The following is a 19,302-nucleotide window of genomic DNA, read 5'->3' on the forward strand; positions in this document are numbered from 1 at the left end:
GCTGGAGGGCAACGGATCTAAATGACACGGCATTGCACGAAGCAATCGCGCCGTTCAGCCATTGCATGCACTAGATCAAAGTTGCACGCCACTGGGCATCACAGTGACGTGAGTGGCGATCTTCAGCCGGGCCCGCGCAGCTCGGACAAAACGTCTGGGCTGGGATAGCCGTCAGGCACCTGACCGACGGTCTTCTGCCAAGCCTTCACCGCCGCGATGGTTTTTGGCCCGATCCTTCCATCAACACCGCCGGTGTCATGGCCCAGCGCCACCAAAGCCGCTTGTAGCTCTTTGCGCTCATCTAAGGTGAGCGCGCGCCAATGCCGGGGCCAAGGTGCCTTGATTGGATCACCGCCGCGAAGGCGGTCAGAAAGGTGACCAATGCCAATGACATAGGCATCAGCGAGGTTGTATTTCTCGATCACTTGGAAGTTGGGAAAGATCAGGAAGGCGGGGCCGGAATGGCCGGCGGGCAGAAGGATGCTGGCCTCGGCCCCCTCGGGCAGAGCGCTGCCATGAGCGGCTTTGACGCCCAGATCGTGCCAAGCAGCGACCGGCTTTTTCACCCGCTCAGAAGTTTGGTCATAGTCAAAGCCTTGCGGCAGAGTGACCTCTAGCCCCCAAGGCTGGCCCTTGGTCCATCCCCAATGGCGCAGGTAATTGGCGGTCGAGGCCAAGGCATCGCCGGGGTCCGCGCCCCAGATGTCGCGCTTGCCATCGCCGTCGTGATCCACCGCGAATTCCGCCCAGCTGGTGGGCATGAACTGGGTATGGCCCATCGCGCCAGCCCATGAGCCTTTGAAATCCGCGCGGGCAACATGGCCTTCGCCAAGGATCTGCAAAGCCTGCAACAGCTGCGCCTCAAAGAATGCGCCGCGCCGTCCGTCATAAGCGAGGCTCGCCAAGGCCGAGAGCGTGTCAGTGTCGCCGCGATAGCTGCCGTAGCTGGTCTCTAGACCCCAAACTGCGACGACGACTTCTTTCTCAACGCCGTATTCGGCTTCGATCTTGGCCAGAAGATCGGCGTGGGTTTTCAGGGCCTTAAGCCCCATCGCCACCCGCTCCTCCGAGACGGCGATGTCGAGATAATCCCAAATCGTCTTGGTGAACTCGGTCTGGCGGCGGTCGCGGGCGATCACATCGGGAAGGTAGCTCGCCCCGCGCATTTCTCGGTCGAAGACCGGGGCGGAGACCCCGGCTTCCAAAGCGCGGGCGCGGAACTCTTGCACCCAAGCCTGCAACCCCGCCTCGGTCCCGTCTTCTCGGCCAGACGCCATGCTTGTCCCTTCCACCTCAATCGTCTGCGCCAAGGCGGGCAGGCCGCACAGGCAAAGGAGAAGCACCAGCGCCCTCATTTCCGCCGCCGCACCACGCGCTTCTTGGCCTTCTCGCGGGTGTCGGCACGGGCCGCCGCCCGACGCGGCGCCTTGCCACGCGGACCGCGCTTGGCGGGCAGCGCCTTGGCGTCGATCTCAAGAAGCTCAAGGATCAGTCCCCCGGTGACCGGCACCGCCTCACGCAGGCGCACAGTGACCCGCGCACCGATGCCGATGATCAGGCCGGTGTCCGCGCCGGTCAGCGTTTGCGCATCAGCGTCGAAATGGAAGAACTCACGCCCCACTTCGCGGATCGGCACCAGACCATCCGCCCCGGTCTCATCGAGCTTGATGAAAAGCCCAAAGCGCTGCACGCCCGCAACGCGGCCGGTGAAGCTGGCCCCCACGCGGTCCGAGAGATAGGCGGCAAGATAGCGGTCGATGGTGTCGCGTTCCGCCATCATCGAGCGACGCTCGGAATCCGAGATCAGCTTGGCGGTGTCGGTCAGCATTTCGATGTCGAAATCGGAAAGCCCGTCATCGCCCCAACGCCCGCCACGGATCAAAGCGCGGTGGACGATGAGGTCCGAGTAGCGCCGGATCGGCGAGGTGAAATGCGCGTAATTTTGCAAAGCGAGGCCGAAATGGCCAAAATTGCGCGGATCGTAATAGGCCTGCGCCATCGAGCGCAGGGTCGAGAGGTTCAAAAGCTCGGCGTAATCGGTGCCTTCGGCAGCGGCGAGGAGCCGGTTAAGATGCGCGGTTTTCAGCACCTGCCCCTTGGCAAGCGTGAAGCCCGAGGATTCCGCCACTTCGCGCAAAGCCTCAAGCCGGTCGGGGTTCGGCTCTTCATGCACGCGGTAAAGCAGCGGCTGCTTCAGGCGCTGGAGTTCCTCGGCCGCAGCGACATTGGCCAGAACCATGCATTCTTCGATCAGCTTATGCGCATCAAGCCGGTCTTTGAAATCGACCGAAAGCACTTTGCCCTCATCCGAAAGCTTGATCTGGCGTTCGGGCAGGTCAAGGTTCAGCGGCTGACGCACTTCCCGCGCGCGCAAAAGCGCCTCGTAAGCGGCATAGATCGGGCGCAGAACGCTCTCGACCAAGGGCGCGGTCTTGTCGTCAGGACGACCTTCGACCGCCGCTTGCACTTGGCCATATTCAAGGCTGGCGCGCGAGCGCATCAGGCCACGATGGAATTCCTGCCCGATCTTATGGCCTTGGGCGTTGATCTGCATCCGCACGGCCAGGCAGGGCCGGTCGACGTTTTCATGCAAGGAGCACAGATCGCCCGAGAGGATATCGGGCAGCATCGGCACGACGCGGTCGGGGAAATAGGTCGAGTTGCCGCGCCGCCGCGCCTCGCGGTCCAAAGCGCCGCCGGGGCGGACGTAATAGGCCACATCGGCGATGGCGACCCAGATGATATGGCCGCCGGGGTTGCCGGGGGTGTCATCGGCCATGGCCAGCACCGCATCGTCGCGGTCGCGGGCGTCCGCCGGGTCGATGGTGACAAAGGGCAGATCGCGCAGATCGGTGCGGTTCTCAAGCGTCAGAGGGCGCGGCGCATCGGCCTCGGCCATGGCGGCATCGGGGAATTGGTCGGGGATGCCGTGCTGGTGGATCGCGATTAGGCTGACCGCGCGCGGGCCGGAAGGATCGCCCAAACGCTCGGTGATCTTTGCCTGTGGCAGGCCCATGCGACGGTTGGCGATGGCTTCGCCCTCGACCAACTCGCCATCGCGGGCGTCGAGGTCATCCTCGGCCCGCACCCGCCATTCTTTGTCTTGGCCCTTATCGATGGGAACGATCCGCCCGCCTTCCGAGCCTTTGCGGAAGACGCCCAAGACCTTCAGCGGGTTCGAGCCCAGCCGGCGAATGAGCCGCGCTTCCCAGACGTGATCCTCGGCATCCACCCGGTGCAGACGCCCCAGAATCCGGTCGCCCTCGGCCAAAGCCGGGTTGCCCTTTTGCGGGATGATGAGGATGCGCCCGGCGTCTTTGTCGACGCCCTCTTCCATCGGCTCGGCGAAAAGATCGCCCGAGACATCGGGTTTCAGCACCCGCAGCAAAGCCACGGGGGGCAACTCGCCCTTTGGATGGAAGCGTCGGGTGGCGGGTTTGCCGCCATCCTCCGCTTCAATCTCTTGCAGCAAACGCCGCAGCTCATTGCGCGCATCGCCCTTCAGCCCGAAGGCCTTAGCAATGTCACGTTTCGAGGTGAGGCCGGGATTCTCGGCGATCCACTGACGGATCTGGTCTTTCGACGGAAGCGCTATCATGCGCCAGCCCTATCACGACCAGCGCGCTAGGAAAACTGGCGGTTTTCAGCTTGGCAAGCCTTGGAAGATTTACGCCTCCGGCGGGAGTATTTTGGTCAAGATGAAACGCCAAAGCCTCTCACCTTGATCTAAATACTCATTCTTCGATGGGGTTTAGAGCAAAAGCTGCATATCGCGGTGCGGGATGCCGGCATCAAGATATTCCGGGCCATAGGCGGCGAAGCCCAGCTTTTCGTAAAAACCCAAAGCATGGGTCTGCGCGCCGAGCTTTACTTTTTCGATGCCGGGAAGCGTGCGGCATTCCGCGACCACGGCGCGCATCAGGGCCGCGCCAAGCCCGGTGCCGCGTTGCGCCGAGAGCACGCAGACGCGTCCGACTTTGGCCGTCTCACCGCCCAGCAAGATCCGCGCCGAGCCGACGGGGGTACCGTTCTCGGTCGCAAGGATGTGGACCGCCTCTTCATCGAGATCGTCAAGCTCATCAGCCTCGGAGACGCCTTGCTCTTCGATGAAGACCACCCGGCGCAGGGCGCGGCAGGTGGCGATATCGCGGGTGGCGGCGATTTCGATCATGAGAAGTAATCCTGCAAGACACGGGCGTAGATGGCTTTGAGCTGGTGGATTTGTGCCACTTCGACGCGCTCATCCACCTGATGCATGGTCTTGCCTACAAGGCCAAACTCGACCACCGGGCAGTGATCCTTCACAAAGCGCGCATCCGAGGTGCCTCCGGAAGTCGAATAGACCGGCTCCACCCCGGTTTCAGCCTGAACGGCGCGGCGGAGCATGGCGGAGAACTCGCCGGGCGGAGTGAGGAAAGCATCGCCCGAAAGCTGGAAGCGGGTGGCGATTTGCACGCCGGTCGCGGCCTCGACCGCATCGGCATGGGAGCGCAGCCAATCGGCCAGGCTTTGCCCGGTGTGCAGATCATTGTAGCGGATATTGACGGTGGCTTGCGCCTTGGCTGGGATCACATTGGTCGCGGGGTTGCCGCAATCGATGGTGGTGATCGCCAAAGTCGAGGCATCGAAATGATCGGTGCCTTCGTCCAGCGGCTTTGCCTCAAGCCGCGCCAGAAGCTGCACAAGCGCCGAGAGCGGGTTCTTGGCGCGGTGCGGATAGGCGGAATGGCCCTGCACGCCGGTGGCCGAGAACCAGCAGGTCATCGAGCCACGGCGGCCGATTTTCATCATCTCGCCCATATGGTTGGGGCAAGTCGGCTCGCCCACAAGGCAATGCGTCATCCGCTCGCCCTGCTGCGCCATCCAATCCAGCAAAGCCACGGTGCCGTCGGTGGCATCGCACTCTTCATCGCCGGTGATCGCCAAGATCACTGCGCCATCGGGCGGGGTCTCGCGCACGAAATCAACTGCTGCGGCGGCAAAGGCGGCGACGCCCGATTTCATATCCGTCGTGCCACGGCCATACATCACCCCGTCGATGATCGCCGCGCCAAAGGGGTCTTGCGTCCAAGCGGCAAGATCGCCCACCGGGACCACATCGGTATGACCGTTGAAGCCAAAGCTGCGATTGGCACCGCGCGCGCCCCAACGGGCGTAGAGATTGGGCGTGCCGTTGCGGTCCACCCGGGTGCAGTCAAACCCGGCCTCAGCAAGCAGGCCTTCCAAGAGTTGCAAAGCGCCGCCCTCAGCGGGCGTCACCGAATTGCAGCGCACCAAGGCAGCGGTCAGCGCGACGGGATCGACGGGGGATTTCAGGGACATGGCGGCTCTCGCAAAGGTTTGCACAGTCCTAAGACGCCAAGGCGGGGCGGCGCAACACCTAGCGGAAAGAGGGCAAAGAAAGCTGAAATCTTAGTCGTAGAACGGCGTCATCTGCGCCACCACGACCGAGTTCTCTGCCAAAGCCCGGTCCATCAACTCGATCTCTTCAGCCGAGATCTCTTCGCCAGCCTTCAGACGCTCGTCCAAAGTGCCAAGCCCCTGCACTTCCAAAGGCGCCAGATCGGCATCCTTCAGAATGGCAACGGTTTCGCGCACGGCCTCGGCCTCATCGACGCCGCTGGCGTAGCACATCAGCGCCGCGCCGGTGGCCTTGGCGGGCAGGCCGTCATCAGCCTTGCGCCCAACCTCAACGATCAGGGTATAGACCTGCTGCGGGCGGCGGACCTTTTCCTTGCGCGGCGCTTCCGCCTCGCCCGCCTCATCACCCTGCTCTTGCGGCTCTTCGATCATAGCGATCTCCCTTTGCAGGCGAGGCATAGCGCCCCTGCCCGCCGTAACTCACGCTCAGTCGCGCAGCAGCTCATTGATCGAGGTTTTCGCGCGGGTCTTGGCGTCCACCTTCTTCACGATCACCGCACAGTAAAGGTTCACGCCGTTTTTCGAGGGCAGCGAGCCTGCGACAACGACCGAACCCGCCGGCACTTCACCATACATCACCTCACCGGTTTCCCGGTCAACGATCTTGGTCGATTGGCCGATGAAGACCCCCATACCAAGGACCGAGCCTTCGCGGATGATGCAGCCTTCGACCACTTCCGAACGGGCGCCGATGAAGCAATTGTCTTCAATGATGGTCGGGCCGGCCTGCATCGGCTCCAACACACCACCAATGCCAACGCCGCCCGAAAGATGCACGTTCTTGCCGATCTGGGCGCAAGAGCCAACGGTGGCCCAGCCATCGACCATGGTACCTTCATCGACATAAGCGCCGATGTTGACGAAGGAGGGCATCAGCACAACGTTCTTGGCGATATAGGCCGAGCGGCGCACGATCGAGCCCGGCACAGCGCGGAAGCCGGCTTCGCGCCAGTTTGCCTCGGTCCAGCCTTGGAACTTCGAAGGCACCTTGTCCCACCAGTTGGTGCCGCCATTGGAGCCGGAAATCTCGTACATATCGGTCAGGCGGAAGGACAACAGCACCGCCTTCTTGGCCCATTGGTTCACATGCCAATCATTGCCACGCTTTTCCGCCACCCGCAGCGAGCCCGAATCCAGCGCCGCCAAAGTTGCCTCAATCGCGTCGCGCGCCTCACCTTTGGTGGCGGGCGAGATGCCGTCACGGGCCTCCCATGCGGCTTCGATCGCAGTCTCAAGGGCAGCATTCGGCATCGGACGGTTCCTTTTCGCGGTTCCTAAAGTGTCGGTTGGGCTATAGAGCTAAGGGAAAGCTCACGCAATCGGACATGCCATGAAAGACGAACCGCGCAGCCATCCGTTCCGCGATTGTGAACAGGATATCGAGACCGCCAAGCGCGCGCCGCAGACGCCGCAGACGATGTCTCCGGCCTATCGGCTGGCCTTCGCCGATAAAGACTTCATGACGCGCGAGGATCTGCGCCCGGTCCGGCTCCAGCTTGAACTCTTGAAGCCGCAGCTGATTATGGATGAGCGCGGGATTGAGACCACGGTGGTGATGTTCGGCGGCGCGCGCATTCCGGCGCCAGAGCAAAAGCATCTGGCCAAGACCCAAGCTCTGGCCGATCTCACCCATTATTACGACGAAGCCCGCCGCTTTGCCAAAGTGATGACCGAGCGCAGCCTAGAGACCTATGGTCGCAATTGGGTGGTCTGCACCGGCGGCGGCCCCGGCGTGATGGAAGCGGGCAACCGCGGCGCGCAAGAAGCGGGCGGGCAATCCATCGGCCTCAACATCGTGCTGCCGCATGAGCAAGCACCAAACCTCTACGTCACCCCGGAACTCGCGTTCAACTTCCACTATTTTGCGATCCGTAAGATGCATTTCCTGATGCGCGCGGCGGCAGTTTGCGTCTTCCCCGGCGGCTTTGGCACTTTGGATGAAATGTTTGAAGCCCTGACCCTGATCCAAACCGGCCGGATGAAACGCATCCCCTTCCTGCTCTTTGGCGCGGAATGGTGGGATCAGCTGGTGAATTGGAAGATGCTCGCCGAAGCCGGTGTGATCAGCCCCGAAGACCTCGATCTCTTCAAAGTGGTCGAGACGGCCGAAGAGGCGATTGCCGCCATGGATTGCTGGCCCACCCCAGCCTGAAACTGAGAGCCTCCCGCCTTTCATTTTCTGTCCCTAAATATCCTGCGGGGAGGTGCGGAGGGGTGCAAAACCCCTCCGCCGCCCTCTCCACAAGCGCCCCGTCACAAAGCCGCGAAACCGGCGTCAAGCGCGCTCAAAATCACCTGCACATCCTCAGCGGTCAGCACCAAGGACGGCGAGAGAATGATGTTCGGTCCCGAGACCCGCACCATCGCCCCGGCCTCATAAGCGACCTTCTGCACCTTGCCTGCCGTGGCCTTATCAGGTGCTGCTTTGCTGGCGCGGTCCGAGACCAGCTCGATCGCATGCATCAAGCCATGCCCCCCGCGCACATCGCCAATGGCCTCATACTTCGACTGCAAAGCCAAAAGCCCGGCATGCAGTTCAGCCCCCCTCGCGGCGGCATTGTCTTTGACATTCAGCCTTTGCGTCTCGGCCAGACAAGCAATCGCCGCCGCCGCCCCCACCGGATGCCCGGAATAGGTATAGCCATGGCCAATCGCCGCGCGCCCGGTCTCGTCGCTCTCAAAGACCTCGGCCACCGCCTCGCCGATCATCACCGCGCCGAAGGGGAAGTAGCCATTGGTGATGGCTTTCGCGGTGCAGGCAAAGTCCGGCTTCACGCCCCAAAGCCGCGCGCCGGTCCAAGCGCCGGTACGGCCAAAGGCGGTGATCACCTCATCAGCGATCAGCAAGATGCCGTGTTTGCGGCAGATCTTCTCCACCCCCGGCATGAAGCTTGGATGCGGCGGGATCACCCCGCCCGCGCCCAAGATCGGCTCCATGATGAAGGCGGCGATGGTGCCCGCGCCTTGGAAGGCGATCTCATCCTCCAAAGCCTGCAAGCAAAGCTGCGCCAGCTTGGCCGGATCGGTCTCATTGAAAGGGTTGCGATAGGTATAGGGGGCCGGAATGTGGAAACAGCCGGGCAAAAGCGGCTCATAAGCGGTGCGGAAATTGGCATTGCCATTAACCGATGCCGCGCCGGTATGGGTGCCGTGATAACCCTTTTTGAGGCTCAGATATTTGACCCGCGCGCCCTCGCCGCGGATCTTGTGGTACTGCCGCGCCAGCCGCAAAGCGGTTTCCACCGAATCCGAGCCACCGCTGGTGAAAAAGGCTCTAACAAGGCCATCTGGGGCAAAAAACGCCCGCAACTCCTCGGCCAGTTCGATCACCTTGTCGTTCGAGGTGCCGCGGAAGATCGAGTAATAGGGCAGCGTGTCCAACTGCGCCGCGATGGCGTCTTTCACCGGCTGGCAGGAATAGCCAAGGTTGACGTTCCAAAGCCCGCCAACCGCATCCACCACCTCATGCCCATCGACATCGGTGATCCGCACGCCTTGCGCGCCGGTCACGATGGTCGGCTGGTTCTTCAGACTGTCCGAGGGCGCCGTCATCGGGTGCCACAGACTGCGCGCATTGTTCGCTTTCAGAAAATTGGCGTCCTTCATGGCAGATCCTTTCGGTCAGGCGACGTCGCGCCACAGGGTTTCAAGGCCGGGCGGCAATTGCCCGCCCCACGCTCGGGTGATCTCGGCTGCCGCTTTCACCAGCGCGGCGAGGGTCTTCTGGCGCTGATCCGGCCCCATCCGCGCGGCGGGCGTTGCCACAGCAATCGAGCCTAAACAGGCGGAATTGGCATCAAAAAGCGGCAGAGCGAGGCCATGAACCTCGGGCTCAAAGGTGGATTCCGTCTCGGCATGGCCGCGCGCACGGATCGCTGGAAGGCGGCTTAGAAAAGCCGCTGGATCGGTGGCGGTGGATTGGGTCAACTGGGGCAGCGCCGCGCCAAGGAGTTGCGCCGCGAGAGAGTCGGGCTGAAAGGCGAGCACGACCATGCCGCTGGCGGTGGCATGGAAGGGCAGGAAATCTGCATCCTCCATCCGCACCATCATGCTGTGCTGGGTTCCGTAAGCAAAACCAATGGTTTGCAGCCGCCCCGCCACAAGGCGCGACAGATGCGCGGTCTCGCCCGTCACCTCGGCCAAGCTCCGCAGAGCTGGCATCGCCGCCGCTTGGGTCGGCACCGCAGCCTCGCGCAAAGCGGCGAGCCGCAGCACCGCCGGCCCAAGCCGGTATTCCCGCGCAGGGCCGGTCTGCTCAACAAAGCCCGCGCCCTCCATCTCTTGCAGAAGACGGTGGCAGGTCGCTTTGTTGAGCCCCGCCTCACGGGCGATCTGCGACAAGCCGAGTTGCGGCTGCCGCTGGGTGAAAAGGTCCAAAAGTTCCAGCGCCTTGCTGACGGTGCCCATGCCACGCCCTTCCCGATTGCAATTTTGTTGACAGCTGGCGCCCTGCCCGTCAATCTAATTTTTAAAACAACGGTTCAAATAATGAACCGGACATAACAGGGAAGCACTATGGATCAAGCCACCATCGACCGCCTAGCCAATGCCGCCGTCAAGCCGGGGCAACTGCTGATCGAAGGTACTTGGCAGGCGGGCAGTGACGGTGAAAACCCGGTGGTGTCGCCGATCAATGGGGCTCAGCTCACCACTCTTGCCGCAGCCTCTCCCGGTGATGTCGCGCGGGCTTGCGCCTCGGCGCGCGCGGCCTTTGAGGACCGCCGCTGGTCAGGTCTTGCACCTGCCGCCCGCAAGGCTGTGCTGCATCGTTTGGCCGATCTTATCGAGACTAATATGGCCGAATTGGCCGTTTTGGGCGTGCGCGACAACGGCACCGAGATCTCGATGGCGCTGAAGGCAGAGCCCGCCAGCGCCGCCGCGACCTTCCGCTATTATGCGGAAGCTTTGGACAAGGTTTACGGCGAGATTGCCCCCACCGCGCCCAATATTCTGGGGCTGATCCACCGCGAGCCTGTGGGCGTGGTGGGGGCCATCGTGCCGTGGAACTTCCCGCTGATGATCGGCGCTTGGAAAATCGCCCCAGCGCTGGCTATGGGCAATTCGGTGGTGCTGAAACCGGCTGAAACCGCGTCACTTACCTTGCTCCGCCTGGCCGGACTGGCGCTTGAGGCGGGCGTTCCGCCGGGTGTTTTCAACGTTGTGACCGGTCCCGGACGTGTGACTGGCGAGGCGCTTGCCCTGTCACCCGATGTCGATGTGATGGTCTTCACCGGCTCGGGCGCGACTGGGCGGCGGCTTTTGGAATATTCCGCACGGTCGAACCTGAAGCGTTGCTATCTGGAGCTGGGCGGCAAATCCCCAAACATCATCTTTGCCGATGCGCCTGACCTAAAAGCCGCCGCCCGCGCCGCCGCCGGGGCGATTTTCCGCAATGCAGGCCAAGTCTGCGTCGCCGGCTCTCGGCTCTTGGTTCAGGCCGAGATCCATGACGAATTCGTCTCTAACATGGCTGAAATCACTGCAATGATGACGGTCGGCAACCCGCTGTCACTGGCAAGCCAAATTGGTGCCATCAACTCGTTGCCCCAGTTGCAAGCCAATCTTGGCTTTGTGGCCGATGCGACCCGTGAGGGCGGGACCCTGGTCACCGGCGGGGCGCAGCTGCTGGAGGAAACGGGCGGCTGGTATATGGCCCCCACCATCATCACCGGCGTGCAGCCCAGCCATCGGCTTTACCGCGAAGAGGTGTTTGGCCCGGTTCTGGCCGTCACCCCTTTCCGGGATGAGGCTGAGGCTTTGCACTTGGCAAATGCCAGCGATTTTGGCCTCGCCGCTGGGGTCTGGACTTCGGATCTGTCGCGCGCGCACCGGATGATCCGCGGACTGCGGGCGGGCGTGGTGCATGTGAACACCTACGGCGGGGCGGATGGTACTGTGCCGCTGGCGGGGGCCAAGCAATCGGGCAATGGCGCGGACAAAAGCCTGCATGCGCTGGATAAGTATTGCGACCTCAAAACCGCATGGATTCAGCTATAATAGGGACGGTTTTTGATGGGCGATCGCATCCTTATCGTTGGAACTTTTGACACCAAAGCGGATGAGCTTGGCTATCTGGCCGAGGTGATCCGCAAGCAAGGCGGCACCGCGCTGACGATGGATGTCTCGGTGCTGGGCGACCCACCCTTCCCCACCGATTGGTCCAAGCATCAGGTGATCGAGGCCGGGGGCTCGACCATCGCCGAGGCCATATCTTGGCGTGATGAGAACCTGGCCATGCAGGCGATGGCCCGGGGGGCGGCGAGACTTGCCAGCCGCCTGCACCGTGACGATGTGTTTGACGGTGTGCTGGTGCTTGGGGGGTCGATGGGCACCGATCTGGCGCTCGACGCCTGTTCGGTTCTGCCCTTGGGCGTGCCGAAACTTGTGGTCTCGACCGTCAGTTTCTCGCCGATGCTGCCACCCGAGCGTTTGGCGCCGGATATCCAGATGATCCTGTGGGCAGGAGGGCTTTATGGGCTGAATGCGATCTGCAAAGCCTCGCTCAGTCAGGCTGCCGGGGCGATTTTGGGGGCGGTGCGCGCCGTTGAGCCGCCCAACCGGCAGCGCCCGCTGATTGGGATGACCAGCTTTGGCAAAACCGTGCTGCGTTATATGGTGACGCTGAAGCCCGAGCTTGAGGCGCGCGGCTTTGAGGTGGCGGTGTTTCACGCCACGGGCATGGGCGGGCGGGCGTTTGAATCGCTGGCGGCCGAAGGGGTTTTTGCCTGCGTGATGGATTTCGCCCCGCAAGAAGTGGGCAACCACCTCTTTGGCTCGGCCATCACCGCCGGGCCGGACCGGATGACCAATGCCGGGCGGCGCGGCACGCCGCAGATGGTATCGATTGGCTGCTATGATTTGGTCGATGTGGTGGGCTGGCAACCCGCGCCCGAGCGGTTCCGCGACGCGCCCGTCCATGCCCATAACCGGCTCTTGTCTTCTTATGTGCAAACCGCCGAACAACGGCAAATGATGGCACAAGAGATGAGTGCGAAGCTTCGCTCAGCCGTGGGGAAAACGGCTCTATTCTTGCCCAATCAAGGGGGCAATGAATGGGATCGCCCCGATGGCCCGCTGGCAGATCCTCAGGGACTTGCGGTCTTTTGTGATGCATTGCGCCAAGCCTGCCCAGAGAACGTTGATCTGGTGGAACTCGACTGCCACATCAACGACGATGCTTTCACCCGAGCGGTGTTAGAGACGTTTGACGCTTGGCTTGCCGAGGGTGTGATCAGCCGAAACTGACCCTAACATGGCCGAAATCACCGAAATCGGCATGGAACTGGCTGCCGGACGGAGCCTCGATCGGGCGGATGAAACTGCCCGAAAGCACGACCTGCCCCGGCGCAATGCTTTGGCCGTATTGCGCCAGCCGATGGACCAGCCACAGGATGCCGGTCACGGGGTCGTCCAGCACGCCGGCGCCAAGGCCTGTCTCTTCCACCACGCCATCGCGCTTGACGATGGCGCCGACGCGCCGCAGATCGCAGGCGGAAAGCTTATGGCGTTGCCGGCCCAGCACGATCCCGGCATTGGCCGCATTATCCGCCACAGTGTCTATGATGTTGCGCGCCAGACCCGTCACCGGATCTTGCCGCAGAACCCTTGTGTCCAGAATTTCAAGACTGGGGCAGACATAGTCCGTCGCGGCGACGACATCATCGCGGCGGATATGCGCGCCGCCCAAAGGGGCCTTCATCACAAAAGCAATCTCTGCCTCAACGCGTGGTTGGATGAAGCGGCCCTTCGGCACCGTGGCGCCATCGTCAAAATGCATGTCATCAAGCAGAACACCCGAATCCGGCGTTGAGATGCCCAAAGCCGATTGCATGGCCCGAGAGGTCAGGCCAATCTTCCAACCGATGACCTGCCGCCCCGATGAGAGCTTGCGCGCCACCAGTTCCGATTGGATTGCATAGGCGTCATCCAAGCCTGCTTCTGGATGCGCCGCCGAGATCAAACCGCATTGTTTGCCGCTTTGCTCAGCGGTCAAAAGCGTCTCTACACAGGCGGAAATGGCGTCAGGCGTCATTCGTCACGCACCCCGTTGATCAGACTTCCGATACCCTCAGCGCTGACCTCAATCTGATCGCCGGGAACCAGCCACTTCGGCGGGTCAAAACGCGCACCGGCGCCGGTAGGCGTTCCGGTGATGATGATGTCGCCAGGCACCAAGCTGGTGAAGGTGGAAATATAGGAGATCTGTTCGGCCACCGGGAACAGCATCCGGCCCGTGCGGTCTTGCTGACGGATCTCACCGTTCACTTTGGTGCTAAGGCCGACATCCTCGATCTGCGAGGGTGACTGAAACGGGACCAGCCAAGGACCGATCGCGCCCGAACCGTCCCAATTCTTGCCTTGGGTGACGTTGAACTTTGCGTGGCGCACCCAATCTCGAATAGTGCCCTCGTTGCAAAGGGTTAAGGCTGCGATATGAGACAAAGCATCGGCGCGTGAGATCCGCCGACCGGCTTTGCCTATCACCACTGCAATCTCGCCCTCGTAATCCAACTGCGGGCTTTCCGGCGGGCGGGTCAGCGGCTCATTATGCCCAATGAAACTGCGGGCAAAGCGCGGGAAAAGCGACATATGCGGCGGGGCGTCTTGGCCGTCTTTATATTCGGCGTTGCGGTCGGGAAAATTGACGCCAACACAAATAATCTTCTCGGGATCCGGCACCGGGATGTCCCAGCGAAAGCTGCCGAAAGGATGCGAAACAGCGCGGGTTTTGGCCATGTTAGAGACGGTTTCTAGCCCGCGCGCCGCGATGACCCAGCGCAAACTGGGCCATTGCGGAAAGGCATCGGAGAGAGCGATCATGCCCGTTTCGCCCACTGCGCCCCAAAGCTGCTGTCCATCGACAGTGAAGGTGGCAAGCCGCATCATGGCGCCACGATCGGAGTGGCCTTGAGGTCACTCTCCTTCAGGGCTGCTCCGGCAAATACGCTGCCCTCTTCAAACCATGACCGAGGCGCGGGCGCACCCCAAAGGGTTTGGCGCTGCGGGTCTTTTAGATCCCAACGGATCGGCTCAAGGTCAGGATCAACCGTTTGATAATCCGAGCAATAGATCTCGATCCGGTGACCATCAGGATCGCGGATGTAAAGGAAGAAGGCATTCGAGATGCCATGCCGGCCGGGACCGCGTTCGATATTGGCCAGCCAGCCGGTCGTGCTCATCAGATCCAAAAGATCGATGATGTTGAGCGGCGTCGGCACCCAAAAGGCGGTGTGATGCAGGCGCGGGCCGGTGCCATTGGTGAAGGCCAGATCATGCACGCCGCCCTTGCGATGCGTCCAAGCGGCCCAGAGCCGACCGCTCTCGGCATCTTCGGTATATTCGGTCACCCGAAAACCGATCTCATTCCAGAAGGCGACAGCCTCATCGACGTTGGGCGAGAAGCAGTTGAAATGGTCGATCCGCAGCGGCTTTACGCCTTTGTAGAGACTATATTGCTGGTGGATCGGCGGCAGGCGATCCATCTTGGCGTAGAACTCCAGAGGTATCCCTTGCGGGTCGCGTGTCAGGAAAGTGCGGCCTTGGTAGGGGCGCTTGACCCAAGAGACCGGCAGGTCTTTGCCCGCAAAAAACGCCGCCGCGCGGTCGAGGTTTTCCTCATCATAGACCTTGAAGCCCAGTTCCTTGGCCTCGGCCCGGTCGGATTTGCGCAGGATGATGCTGTGATGGCCGCGCTCTTCCAAGGCGCGCAGGTAGATGGTGTTGGCGTCTTCGTCGGTGACTTGCAGGCCCAAAGTGTCGACGTAGAAGGCCCGGCTGCGCGCCAGATCCCGCACGCCAAATTCGACATGGCTGAGGCGGACCGTATTGAAGGCGGGGTAGAGGTTTGGTGTGGGGACCGGCATGTCAAACTCCCAGCCGCTGGATCTTATGCGTACCGTGGGCGAAGGCGATGTTCTTCGTTTCCATATAGAAATCAAAGGAATAATCACCGCCGTCGCGGCCGATGCCGCTGGATTTCACCCCGCCAAAAGGCGTGGGCAGGTGGCGGACATTCTCAGAATTCACCCAGATCATCCCCGCCTCCAGCGCCGTGGAAAAGCGCATCGCGCGGGCGACATCATTGGTCCAAAGATAGCCCGCAAGGCCAAAGCTGGTGCCATTGGCGATCTGAAGGGCCTCGGCCTCATCGCGGAAGGTGAGGCTGGTGAGGAAGGGGCCGAATACCTCTTCCTGCGCGATGCGCATCTGCGGGGTGGCGCCGGTGAAGAGGGTCGGTGCGATGAAACAGCCCTTCTCGCCGATACGCTGGCCGCCCGCTGCAAGGCTTGCACCTTCGGCCTTTCCGGCCGCAACATAGCTTTGCACTTTGGCCAGATGGCCTGCGTCAATCAGTGGCCCGACTTCGGTCGCCGGATCCAGCGGATGGCCGATTTTTAGTCTCTGCACACGCCCAATCAGCTTTTCGTGGAAGGCCTCAGCGATGCTCTCTTGCACCAAAAGCCGACTTGAGGAGGTGCAGCGCTCGCCGTTCAACGAGTAGATCATGAAGACCACCGCATCCAAGGCGCGGTCGAGATCGGCGTCGTCGAACACCACCACCGGGTTCTTGCCGCCGAGTTCGAAATGCACCCGCTTCAGCGTCTCCGCCCCTTGGCGCATGATCATGCTGCCGGTCTGCGACTCGCCCACAAAGGCGATGGCTTTGATATCGGGATGTTCGGTGAGCGCCTTGCCCGCGCCTTCGCCCATGCCGTTCACGAGGTTCAGAACCCCGGGCGGCAGACCCGCCTCATGGCAAATCTCGGCCAAGAGCCGGGCGGTCAGCGGCGACAACTCAGCCGGTTTGTGCACCACCGTGCAGCCCGCCGCCAAAGCTGGGGCGATCTTCCAGGTCGAGAGCATAAAGGGCGTGTTCCAGGGCGTGATCACCCCCACCGGGCCAATCGGGTGGCGCGAGGTCACATTCCAATGCTCGGCCGAAGGCAGGCTTTGTCCATCGCGCGCGCCGGGGGCCTGATCGGCGAAGAAGCGGAAATTCTCGGCCCCGCGCAGCGCGGCTTTCGACATGAAGCGCCAAGCTTGGCCGGTGTCCCAACATTCGCAAAGCGCGATCTCCTCGGCCCGGGCCTCGATCAGATCGGCGATACGGTGGAGAATCGCTTTGCGCTGATCCCCCGGCATGGCGGCCCAAGCCGGGAAGGCCGCCTTCGCCGCTTTGGCCGCCGCATCCACCGTTTCGGCCGCGCCCAAAGACACGCGCGCGATCAGGCTGTCATCGACCGGTGAGCGGGTCTCAAACCACTGATCTCCCGTCACATCTTGCCCGTTGATCAGGTTTAAGATCCCGGTCCTGCGAAAGCGCGCAAGGTGCAGGTCCAGTTGCGCGATCTGGTTTGCCAAAGCGGCCATGCGTGTCACACCAATCTAGTTATCATGTTAAATAACAACTTGGATGTTAGACCGGGTCCCCCCGGTCACGCAAGAAAACAATAAGAGCTAGCGCCGGGGCAGTTCGGCCACGACGGCCCGCGCTGCAGCAGCCGGATCCTCGGCAGCCCAGATCGGACGGCCCACCACGATATGGTTGGCACCGGCACGGATCGCCTCGGCCGGCGTGGCGATACGTTTTTGGTCGCCCGCCGCCGAGCCGGCCGGACGCACGCCCGGGGTGACGATCAAACGGCCCGCCGCTTGCGGCAAAGCCCGAACCAAAGCCGCCTCTTGCGGGCTGCAGATCACACCATCTGCGCCAGCTTCAAGCGCGCGGGCCGCACGCTCGACCGCGATTTCCGAGGGCGTGCCGGGCAGGATCATATTGGCGTCAAGGTCGGCACGGTCGAGACTGGTCAGAACAGTCACCGCCAAGATCTTGGTGTTAGAGCCTTTTTTCCCCTCGCCCGCAGCGCGCACCACTTGCGGGTCGCCATGCACGGTCAGGAAATCAAGGTCAAATTGGGCGATGCCGCGCACCGCCGCTTCGACAGTAGCGCCGATGTCGAAGAACTTCATATCAAGGAAGATGCGCTTGCCGTGCTCTTGCTTCAGCTCATTGGCCAAAGCCAATCCACCGCCGGTCAGCATCCCCAGCCCGATCTTATAAAAGCTGACCCTGTCGCCCAGCTTTTCGGTCAGCGCCAAGGCCTGCACGATATTTGGCACGTCCAAAGCCACGATCAAGCGGTCATCGGCGGTCATCGGAGCTCTCCTTTGCGCTACATTGGCGGCGGTTTGACCTTGGCGGCGCGGGGTGTCAAGACTGTCCCAAAGGGAGGCTCGAATGATCCTGGCATTCGATATCGGCGGCAGCCGCATCCGCGCAGCGCTTTGGGACGGCGAAAGGCTGCAACCCTTGGGCGAGGTGCCTACGCCATCACAAGATATTGACGCTTTCACTGGTGCGATCACCCGTTTTACCACGGGCAGCGCGGCGCGCGGGCTGGCGATCTCGATCGCGGGGGTGGTCGATCCCGACACCAATATCGGTACCGTGGCCAATATCGCCGCGATTGATGGGCTGGCCTTAGGTCCGACATTGCGCGCCGCGACCGGTCTGCCGGTGCTGGTGTTGAACGATGCCGATTGCTTTGCCTTGGCCGAGGCTTGGCGCGGCGCGGGGCGCGGGCATGACAATGTCTTTGGCGTCATCCTTGGCACAGGAGTCGGCGGCGGCTTGGTCATCGGCGGGCGGTTGGTTCACGGTGCGGGCGGCTATGCCGGCGAATGGGGCCACGGGCCGGTCATCCACGGCGAATATGCCATGCGCTGCGGCTGCGGGCAGAAGGGCTGCATCGATATGATCGGCGGCGCGCGCGGGTTGGAGCGGCTGCACCAGTTGCGCAGCGGTGAGGATCTGGGCTCGGAAGAGATCATCACGCGCTGGAACGCGGGCGAGGCTGCGGCGACCGCAACGCTTGAGCTTTGGCGAGAGCTTGTGGCCGGGGCTTTGTCGATGGTGCTGAACGTGGTGGGCGCCTCGGTGGTGCCGGTGGGCGGCGGACTCTCGCAAGCCCCCGGATTGGTGGCATTTTTGGATGAGGCTTTGCGCAACCGCCTTTTGCGCAAAAGTGCCGATCCGCTGGCCGTCCCCGCGCATTTCGGTGCCGATGCCGGCCTTTTGGGCGCGGCTTTGGCGGGAGCTGCCCAGTGGCGGTGACGCTTGAGGTTTGCGTTGACGACTCTGCAGGACTGGCGGCGGCGGTAAAGGGCGGCGCAGACCGAATTGAGCTTTGCGCGGCCCTTCCCTTGGGCGGCCTTACCCCTTCTATCGGTTTCATGGCCGAGGCGGCGCAATGCGGCCTGCAGGTGATGGCCATGATCCGCCCCCGCGCGGGTGGGTTCGTCTATTCCGAGGCTGAGCTTACCCAGATGGAGGTCGATATCGCCGCCGCCAGCGCTGCGGGTCTGGCGGGCGTGGTGATCGGGGCCAGCCTGCCGGATGGCGCCTTGGACCTACCCGCCCTTGCCCGGCTTTGCGCCGCGGCGGAAGGGATGGATCTGACGCTGCACCGTGCTTTTGATCTGGTGCCAGACCCGGCAGAGGCGCTGGAACAGGCTCTAACATTGCCGTTTTCGCGTATTTTAACCTCGGGCGGCAAGCCGCGCGCGACGGAAAGTATCCCCGAGCTTGCCGCCTTGATCCATCAAGCCGCCGGGCGGATTTCCATCATGCCCGGCTCAGGCATCAGTGCCGAGACTGCGCCTCTTTTCACGCCCTTGGGGATCACCGAGATCCACGGCTCATGTTCAAGATGCGTGGCCGTCAGCGGGCGCGCGGTGGACTTGGGCTTTGGCCCTGCCAATGAAAGACGCACTGATGCGGCTTTAGTCCAAGCCTTAAAACAGGCCCTGCGTTGACTTGACCGGGCTTTGGCGCGAGTCTGGCGGCAAAATTTAGTCAGGCCCCACCGCATTACATCAGCA

18 protein-coding genes are annotated in these 19,302 nt (G+C 62.4%); 5 read left to right on the forward strand and 13 right to left on the reverse strand.

Annotation, left to right across the window (positions count from 1 at the left end; genetic code table 11):
* Positions 1-122 precede the first annotated feature (122 nt).
* From Q9295_RS09035 to dapD, 6 genes are all read right to left on the reverse strand, one after another.
* The gene (locus Q9295_RS09035) at positions 123-1,355 is read right to left on the reverse strand and encodes a lytic murein transglycosylase (RefSeq protein WP_373457444.1); all 1,233 of its coding nucleotides are present in this window, start codon (positions 1,353-1,355) and stop codon (positions 123-125) included.
* The gene (gene rnr, locus Q9295_RS09040; protein WP_306680216.1) at positions 1,352-3,598 is read right to left on the reverse strand and encodes a ribonuclease R; all 2,247 of its coding nucleotides are present in this window, start codon (positions 3,596-3,598) and stop codon (positions 1,352-1,354) included. The genes Q9295_RS09035 and rnr overlap by 4 nt, the downstream gene beginning before the upstream one ends.
* 153 nt (positions 3,599-3,751) lie before the next feature.
* Complete coding sequence (locus Q9295_RS09045) at positions 3,752-4,171, reverse strand: GNAT family N-acetyltransferase (protein WP_373457445.1); 420 nt, start codon at positions 4,169-4,171, stop codon at positions 3,752-3,754.
* Positions 4,168-5,322 (reverse strand): succinyl-diaminopimelate desuccinylase, encoded by a 1,155-nt coding sequence (gene dapE / locus Q9295_RS09050; protein WP_306680217.1) that lies wholly within the window; start codon positions 5,320-5,322, stop codon positions 4,168-4,170. The genes Q9295_RS09045 and dapE overlap by 4 nt, the downstream gene beginning before the upstream one ends.
* Positions 5,323-5,412: 90 nt before the next feature.
* Positions 5,413-5,793 carry a DUF8846 family protein gene (locus Q9295_RS09055; RefSeq protein ID WP_306680218.1) on the reverse strand — a complete coding sequence of 127 codons (381 nt, stop codon included), beginning with the start codon at positions 5,791-5,793 and terminating at the stop codon, positions 5,413-5,415.
* Between the two features lie 54 nt (positions 5,794-5,847).
* Complete coding sequence (dapD, locus tag Q9295_RS09060; protein WP_306680219.1) at positions 5,848-6,672, reverse strand: 2,3,4,5-tetrahydropyridine-2,6-dicarboxylate N-succinyltransferase; 825 nt, start codon at positions 6,670-6,672, stop codon at positions 5,848-5,850.
* 79 nt (positions 6,673-6,751) lie between these two features.
* Here dapD and Q9295_RS09065 point away from each other — a divergent pair, with 79 nt between their 5' ends.
* Entirely contained in the window at positions 6,752-7,573 is an 822-nt protein-coding gene (locus Q9295_RS09065) for an LOG family protein (RefSeq protein WP_306680220.1), read from the forward strand.
* Positions 7,574-7,674: 101 nt separating this feature from the next.
* Here Q9295_RS09065 and Q9295_RS09070 read toward each other — a convergent pair whose 3' ends face one another.
* Together Q9295_RS09070 and Q9295_RS09075 are read right to left on the reverse strand one after the other, a co-directional pair.
* Positions 7,675-9,027, reverse strand: a complete 1,353-nt coding sequence (locus Q9295_RS09070; protein ID WP_306680221.1) for an aminotransferase class III-fold pyridoxal phosphate-dependent enzyme — start codon at positions 9,025-9,027, stop codon at positions 7,675-7,677.
* 15 nt (positions 9,028-9,042) lie between these two features.
* Positions 9,043-9,828: an IclR family transcriptional regulator gene (locus Q9295_RS09075; RefSeq protein WP_306680222.1), complete on the reverse strand. Its 786-nt coding sequence runs from the start codon at positions 9,826-9,828 to the stop codon at positions 9,043-9,045.
* Between the two features lie 108 nt (positions 9,829-9,936).
* Between Q9295_RS09075 and Q9295_RS09080 the strand changes: the two genes are divergently transcribed.
* Both Q9295_RS09080 and Q9295_RS09085 read left to right on the forward strand, forming a co-directional pair.
* Complete coding sequence (locus tag Q9295_RS09080) at positions 9,937-11,418, forward strand: aldehyde dehydrogenase family protein (RefSeq protein ID WP_306680224.1); 1,482 nt, start codon at positions 9,937-9,939, stop codon at positions 11,416-11,418.
* A gap of 15 nt (positions 11,419-11,433) precedes the next feature.
* Positions 11,434-12,666 carry a Tm-1-like ATP-binding domain-containing protein gene (locus tag Q9295_RS09085; RefSeq protein WP_306680225.1) on the forward strand — a complete coding sequence of 411 codons (1,233 nt, stop codon included), beginning with the start codon at positions 11,434-11,436 and terminating at the stop codon, positions 12,664-12,666.
* Here the strand turns inward: Q9295_RS09085 and hpaH are convergent.
* The 5 genes from hpaH to pyrF form a co-directional block, all read right to left on the reverse strand.
* The gene (hpaH, locus tag Q9295_RS09090) at positions 12,653-13,453 is read right to left on the reverse strand and encodes a 2-oxo-hept-4-ene-1,7-dioate hydratase (RefSeq protein WP_306680226.1); all 801 of its coding nucleotides are present in this window, start codon (positions 13,451-13,453) and stop codon (positions 12,653-12,655) included. The two genes, Q9295_RS09085 and hpaH, sit on opposite strands and share 14 nt — an antisense overlap.
* On the reverse strand, positions 13,450-14,304 hold the full coding sequence (locus Q9295_RS09095; RefSeq protein ID WP_306680227.1) for a fumarylacetoacetate hydrolase family protein: 855 nt from the start codon (positions 14,302-14,304) through the stop codon (positions 13,450-13,452). Before Q9295_RS09095 ends, hpaH begins: the two co-directional genes overlap by 4 nt.
* On the reverse strand, positions 14,304-15,284 hold the full coding sequence (gene hpaD / locus Q9295_RS09100) for a 3,4-dihydroxyphenylacetate 2,3-dioxygenase (RefSeq protein ID WP_306680228.1): 981 nt from the start codon (positions 15,282-15,284) through the stop codon (positions 14,304-14,306). Before hpaD ends, Q9295_RS09095 begins: the two co-directional genes overlap by 1 nt.
* Before the next feature lies 1 nt (position 15,285).
* Positions 15,286-16,791, reverse strand: a complete 1,506-nt coding sequence (hpaE, locus tag Q9295_RS09105) for a 5-carboxymethyl-2-hydroxymuconate semialdehyde dehydrogenase (RefSeq protein ID WP_306680229.1) — start codon at positions 16,789-16,791, stop codon at positions 15,286-15,288.
* An 87-nt stretch (positions 16,792-16,878) separates the two neighbouring features.
* Complete coding sequence (pyrF, locus tag Q9295_RS09110; protein ID WP_306680230.1) at positions 16,879-17,577, reverse strand: orotidine-5'-phosphate decarboxylase; 699 nt, start codon at positions 17,575-17,577, stop codon at positions 16,879-16,881.
* Positions 17,578-17,659: 82 nt separating this feature from the next.
* Here pyrF and Q9295_RS09115 point away from each other — a divergent pair, with 82 nt between their 5' ends.
* On the forward strand, positions 17,660-18,535 hold the full coding sequence (locus Q9295_RS09115; RefSeq protein WP_306680231.1) for an ROK family protein: 876 nt from the start codon (positions 17,660-17,662) through the stop codon (positions 18,533-18,535).
* Positions 18,526-19,236: a copper homeostasis protein CutC gene (locus Q9295_RS09120; protein ID WP_306680232.1), complete on the forward strand. Its 711-nt coding sequence runs from the start codon at positions 18,526-18,528 to the stop codon at positions 19,234-19,236. The genes Q9295_RS09115 and Q9295_RS09120 overlap by 10 nt, the downstream gene beginning before the upstream one ends.
* The last annotated feature ends 66 nt before the right edge of the window (positions 19,237-19,302 follow it).

The organism is Pseudogemmobacter lacusdianii, from assembly GCF_030848395.1.
GTDB classification, from domain to species: domain Bacteria; phylum Pseudomonadota; class Alphaproteobacteria; order Rhodobacterales; family Rhodobacteraceae; genus Pseudogemmobacter; species Pseudogemmobacter lacusdianii.

Bases quoted from the DNA above. Each gene is read 5' to 3' on its own strand.
- pyrF (WP_306680230.1), bottom strand. From the start codon at position 17,577: ATGACCGCCGATGACCGCTTGATCGTGGCTTTGGACGTGCCAAATATC.
- Q9295_RS09070 (WP_306680221.1), bottom strand. From the start codon at position 9,027: ATGAAGGACGCCAATTTTCTGAAAGCGAACAATGCGCGCAGTCTGTGG.
- Q9295_RS09035 (WP_373457444.1), bottom strand. From the start codon at position 1,355: ATGAGGGCGCTGGTGCTTCTCCTTTGCCTGTGCGGCCTGCCCGCCTTG.
- Q9295_RS09085 (WP_306680225.1), top strand. From the start codon at position 11,434: ATGGGCGATCGCATCCTTATCGTTGGAACTTTTGACACCAAAGCGGAT.
- Q9295_RS09045 (WP_373457445.1), bottom strand. From the start codon at position 4,171: ATGATCGAAATCGCCGCCACCCGCGATATCGCCACCTGCCGCGCCCTG.
- Q9295_RS09075 (WP_306680222.1), bottom strand. From the start codon at position 9,828: ATGGGCACCGTCAGCAAGGCGCTGGAACTTTTGGACCTTTTCACCCAG.
- Q9295_RS09065 (WP_306680220.1), top strand. From the start codon at position 6,752: ATGAAAGACGAACCGCGCAGCCATCCGTTCCGCGATTGTGAACAGGAT.
- rnr (WP_306680216.1), bottom strand. From the start codon at position 3,598: ATGATAGCGCTTCCGTCGAAAGACCAGATCCGTCAGTGGATCGCCGAG.
- dapE (WP_306680217.1), bottom strand. From the start codon at position 5,322: ATGTCCCTGAAATCCCCCGTCGATCCCGTCGCGCTGACCGCTGCCTTG.
- Q9295_RS09080 (WP_306680224.1), top strand. From the start codon at position 9,937: ATGGATCAAGCCACCATCGACCGCCTAGCCAATGCCGCCGTCAAGCCG.
- hpaD (WP_306680228.1), bottom strand. From the start codon at position 15,284: ATGCCGGTCCCCACACCAAACCTCTACCCCGCCTTCAATACGGTCCGC.
- Q9295_RS09055 (WP_306680218.1), bottom strand. From the start codon at position 5,793: ATGATCGAAGAGCCGCAAGAGCAGGGTGATGAGGCGGGCGAGGCGGAA.
- Q9295_RS09115 (WP_306680231.1), top strand. From the start codon at position 17,660: ATGATCCTGGCATTCGATATCGGCGGCAGCCGCATCCGCGCAGCGCTT.
- Q9295_RS09095 (WP_306680227.1), bottom strand. From the start codon at position 14,304: ATGCGGCTTGCCACCTTCACTGTCGATGGACAGCAGCTTTGGGGCGCA.
- hpaE (WP_306680229.1), bottom strand. From the start codon at position 16,791: ATGGCCGCTTTGGCAAACCAGATCGCGCAACTGGACCTGCACCTTGCG.
- hpaH (WP_306680226.1), bottom strand. From the start codon at position 13,453: ATGACGCCTGACGCCATTTCCGCCTGTGTAGAGACGCTTTTGACCGCT.
- dapD (WP_306680219.1), bottom strand. From the start codon at position 6,672: ATGCCGAATGCTGCCCTTGAGACTGCGATCGAAGCCGCATGGGAGGCC.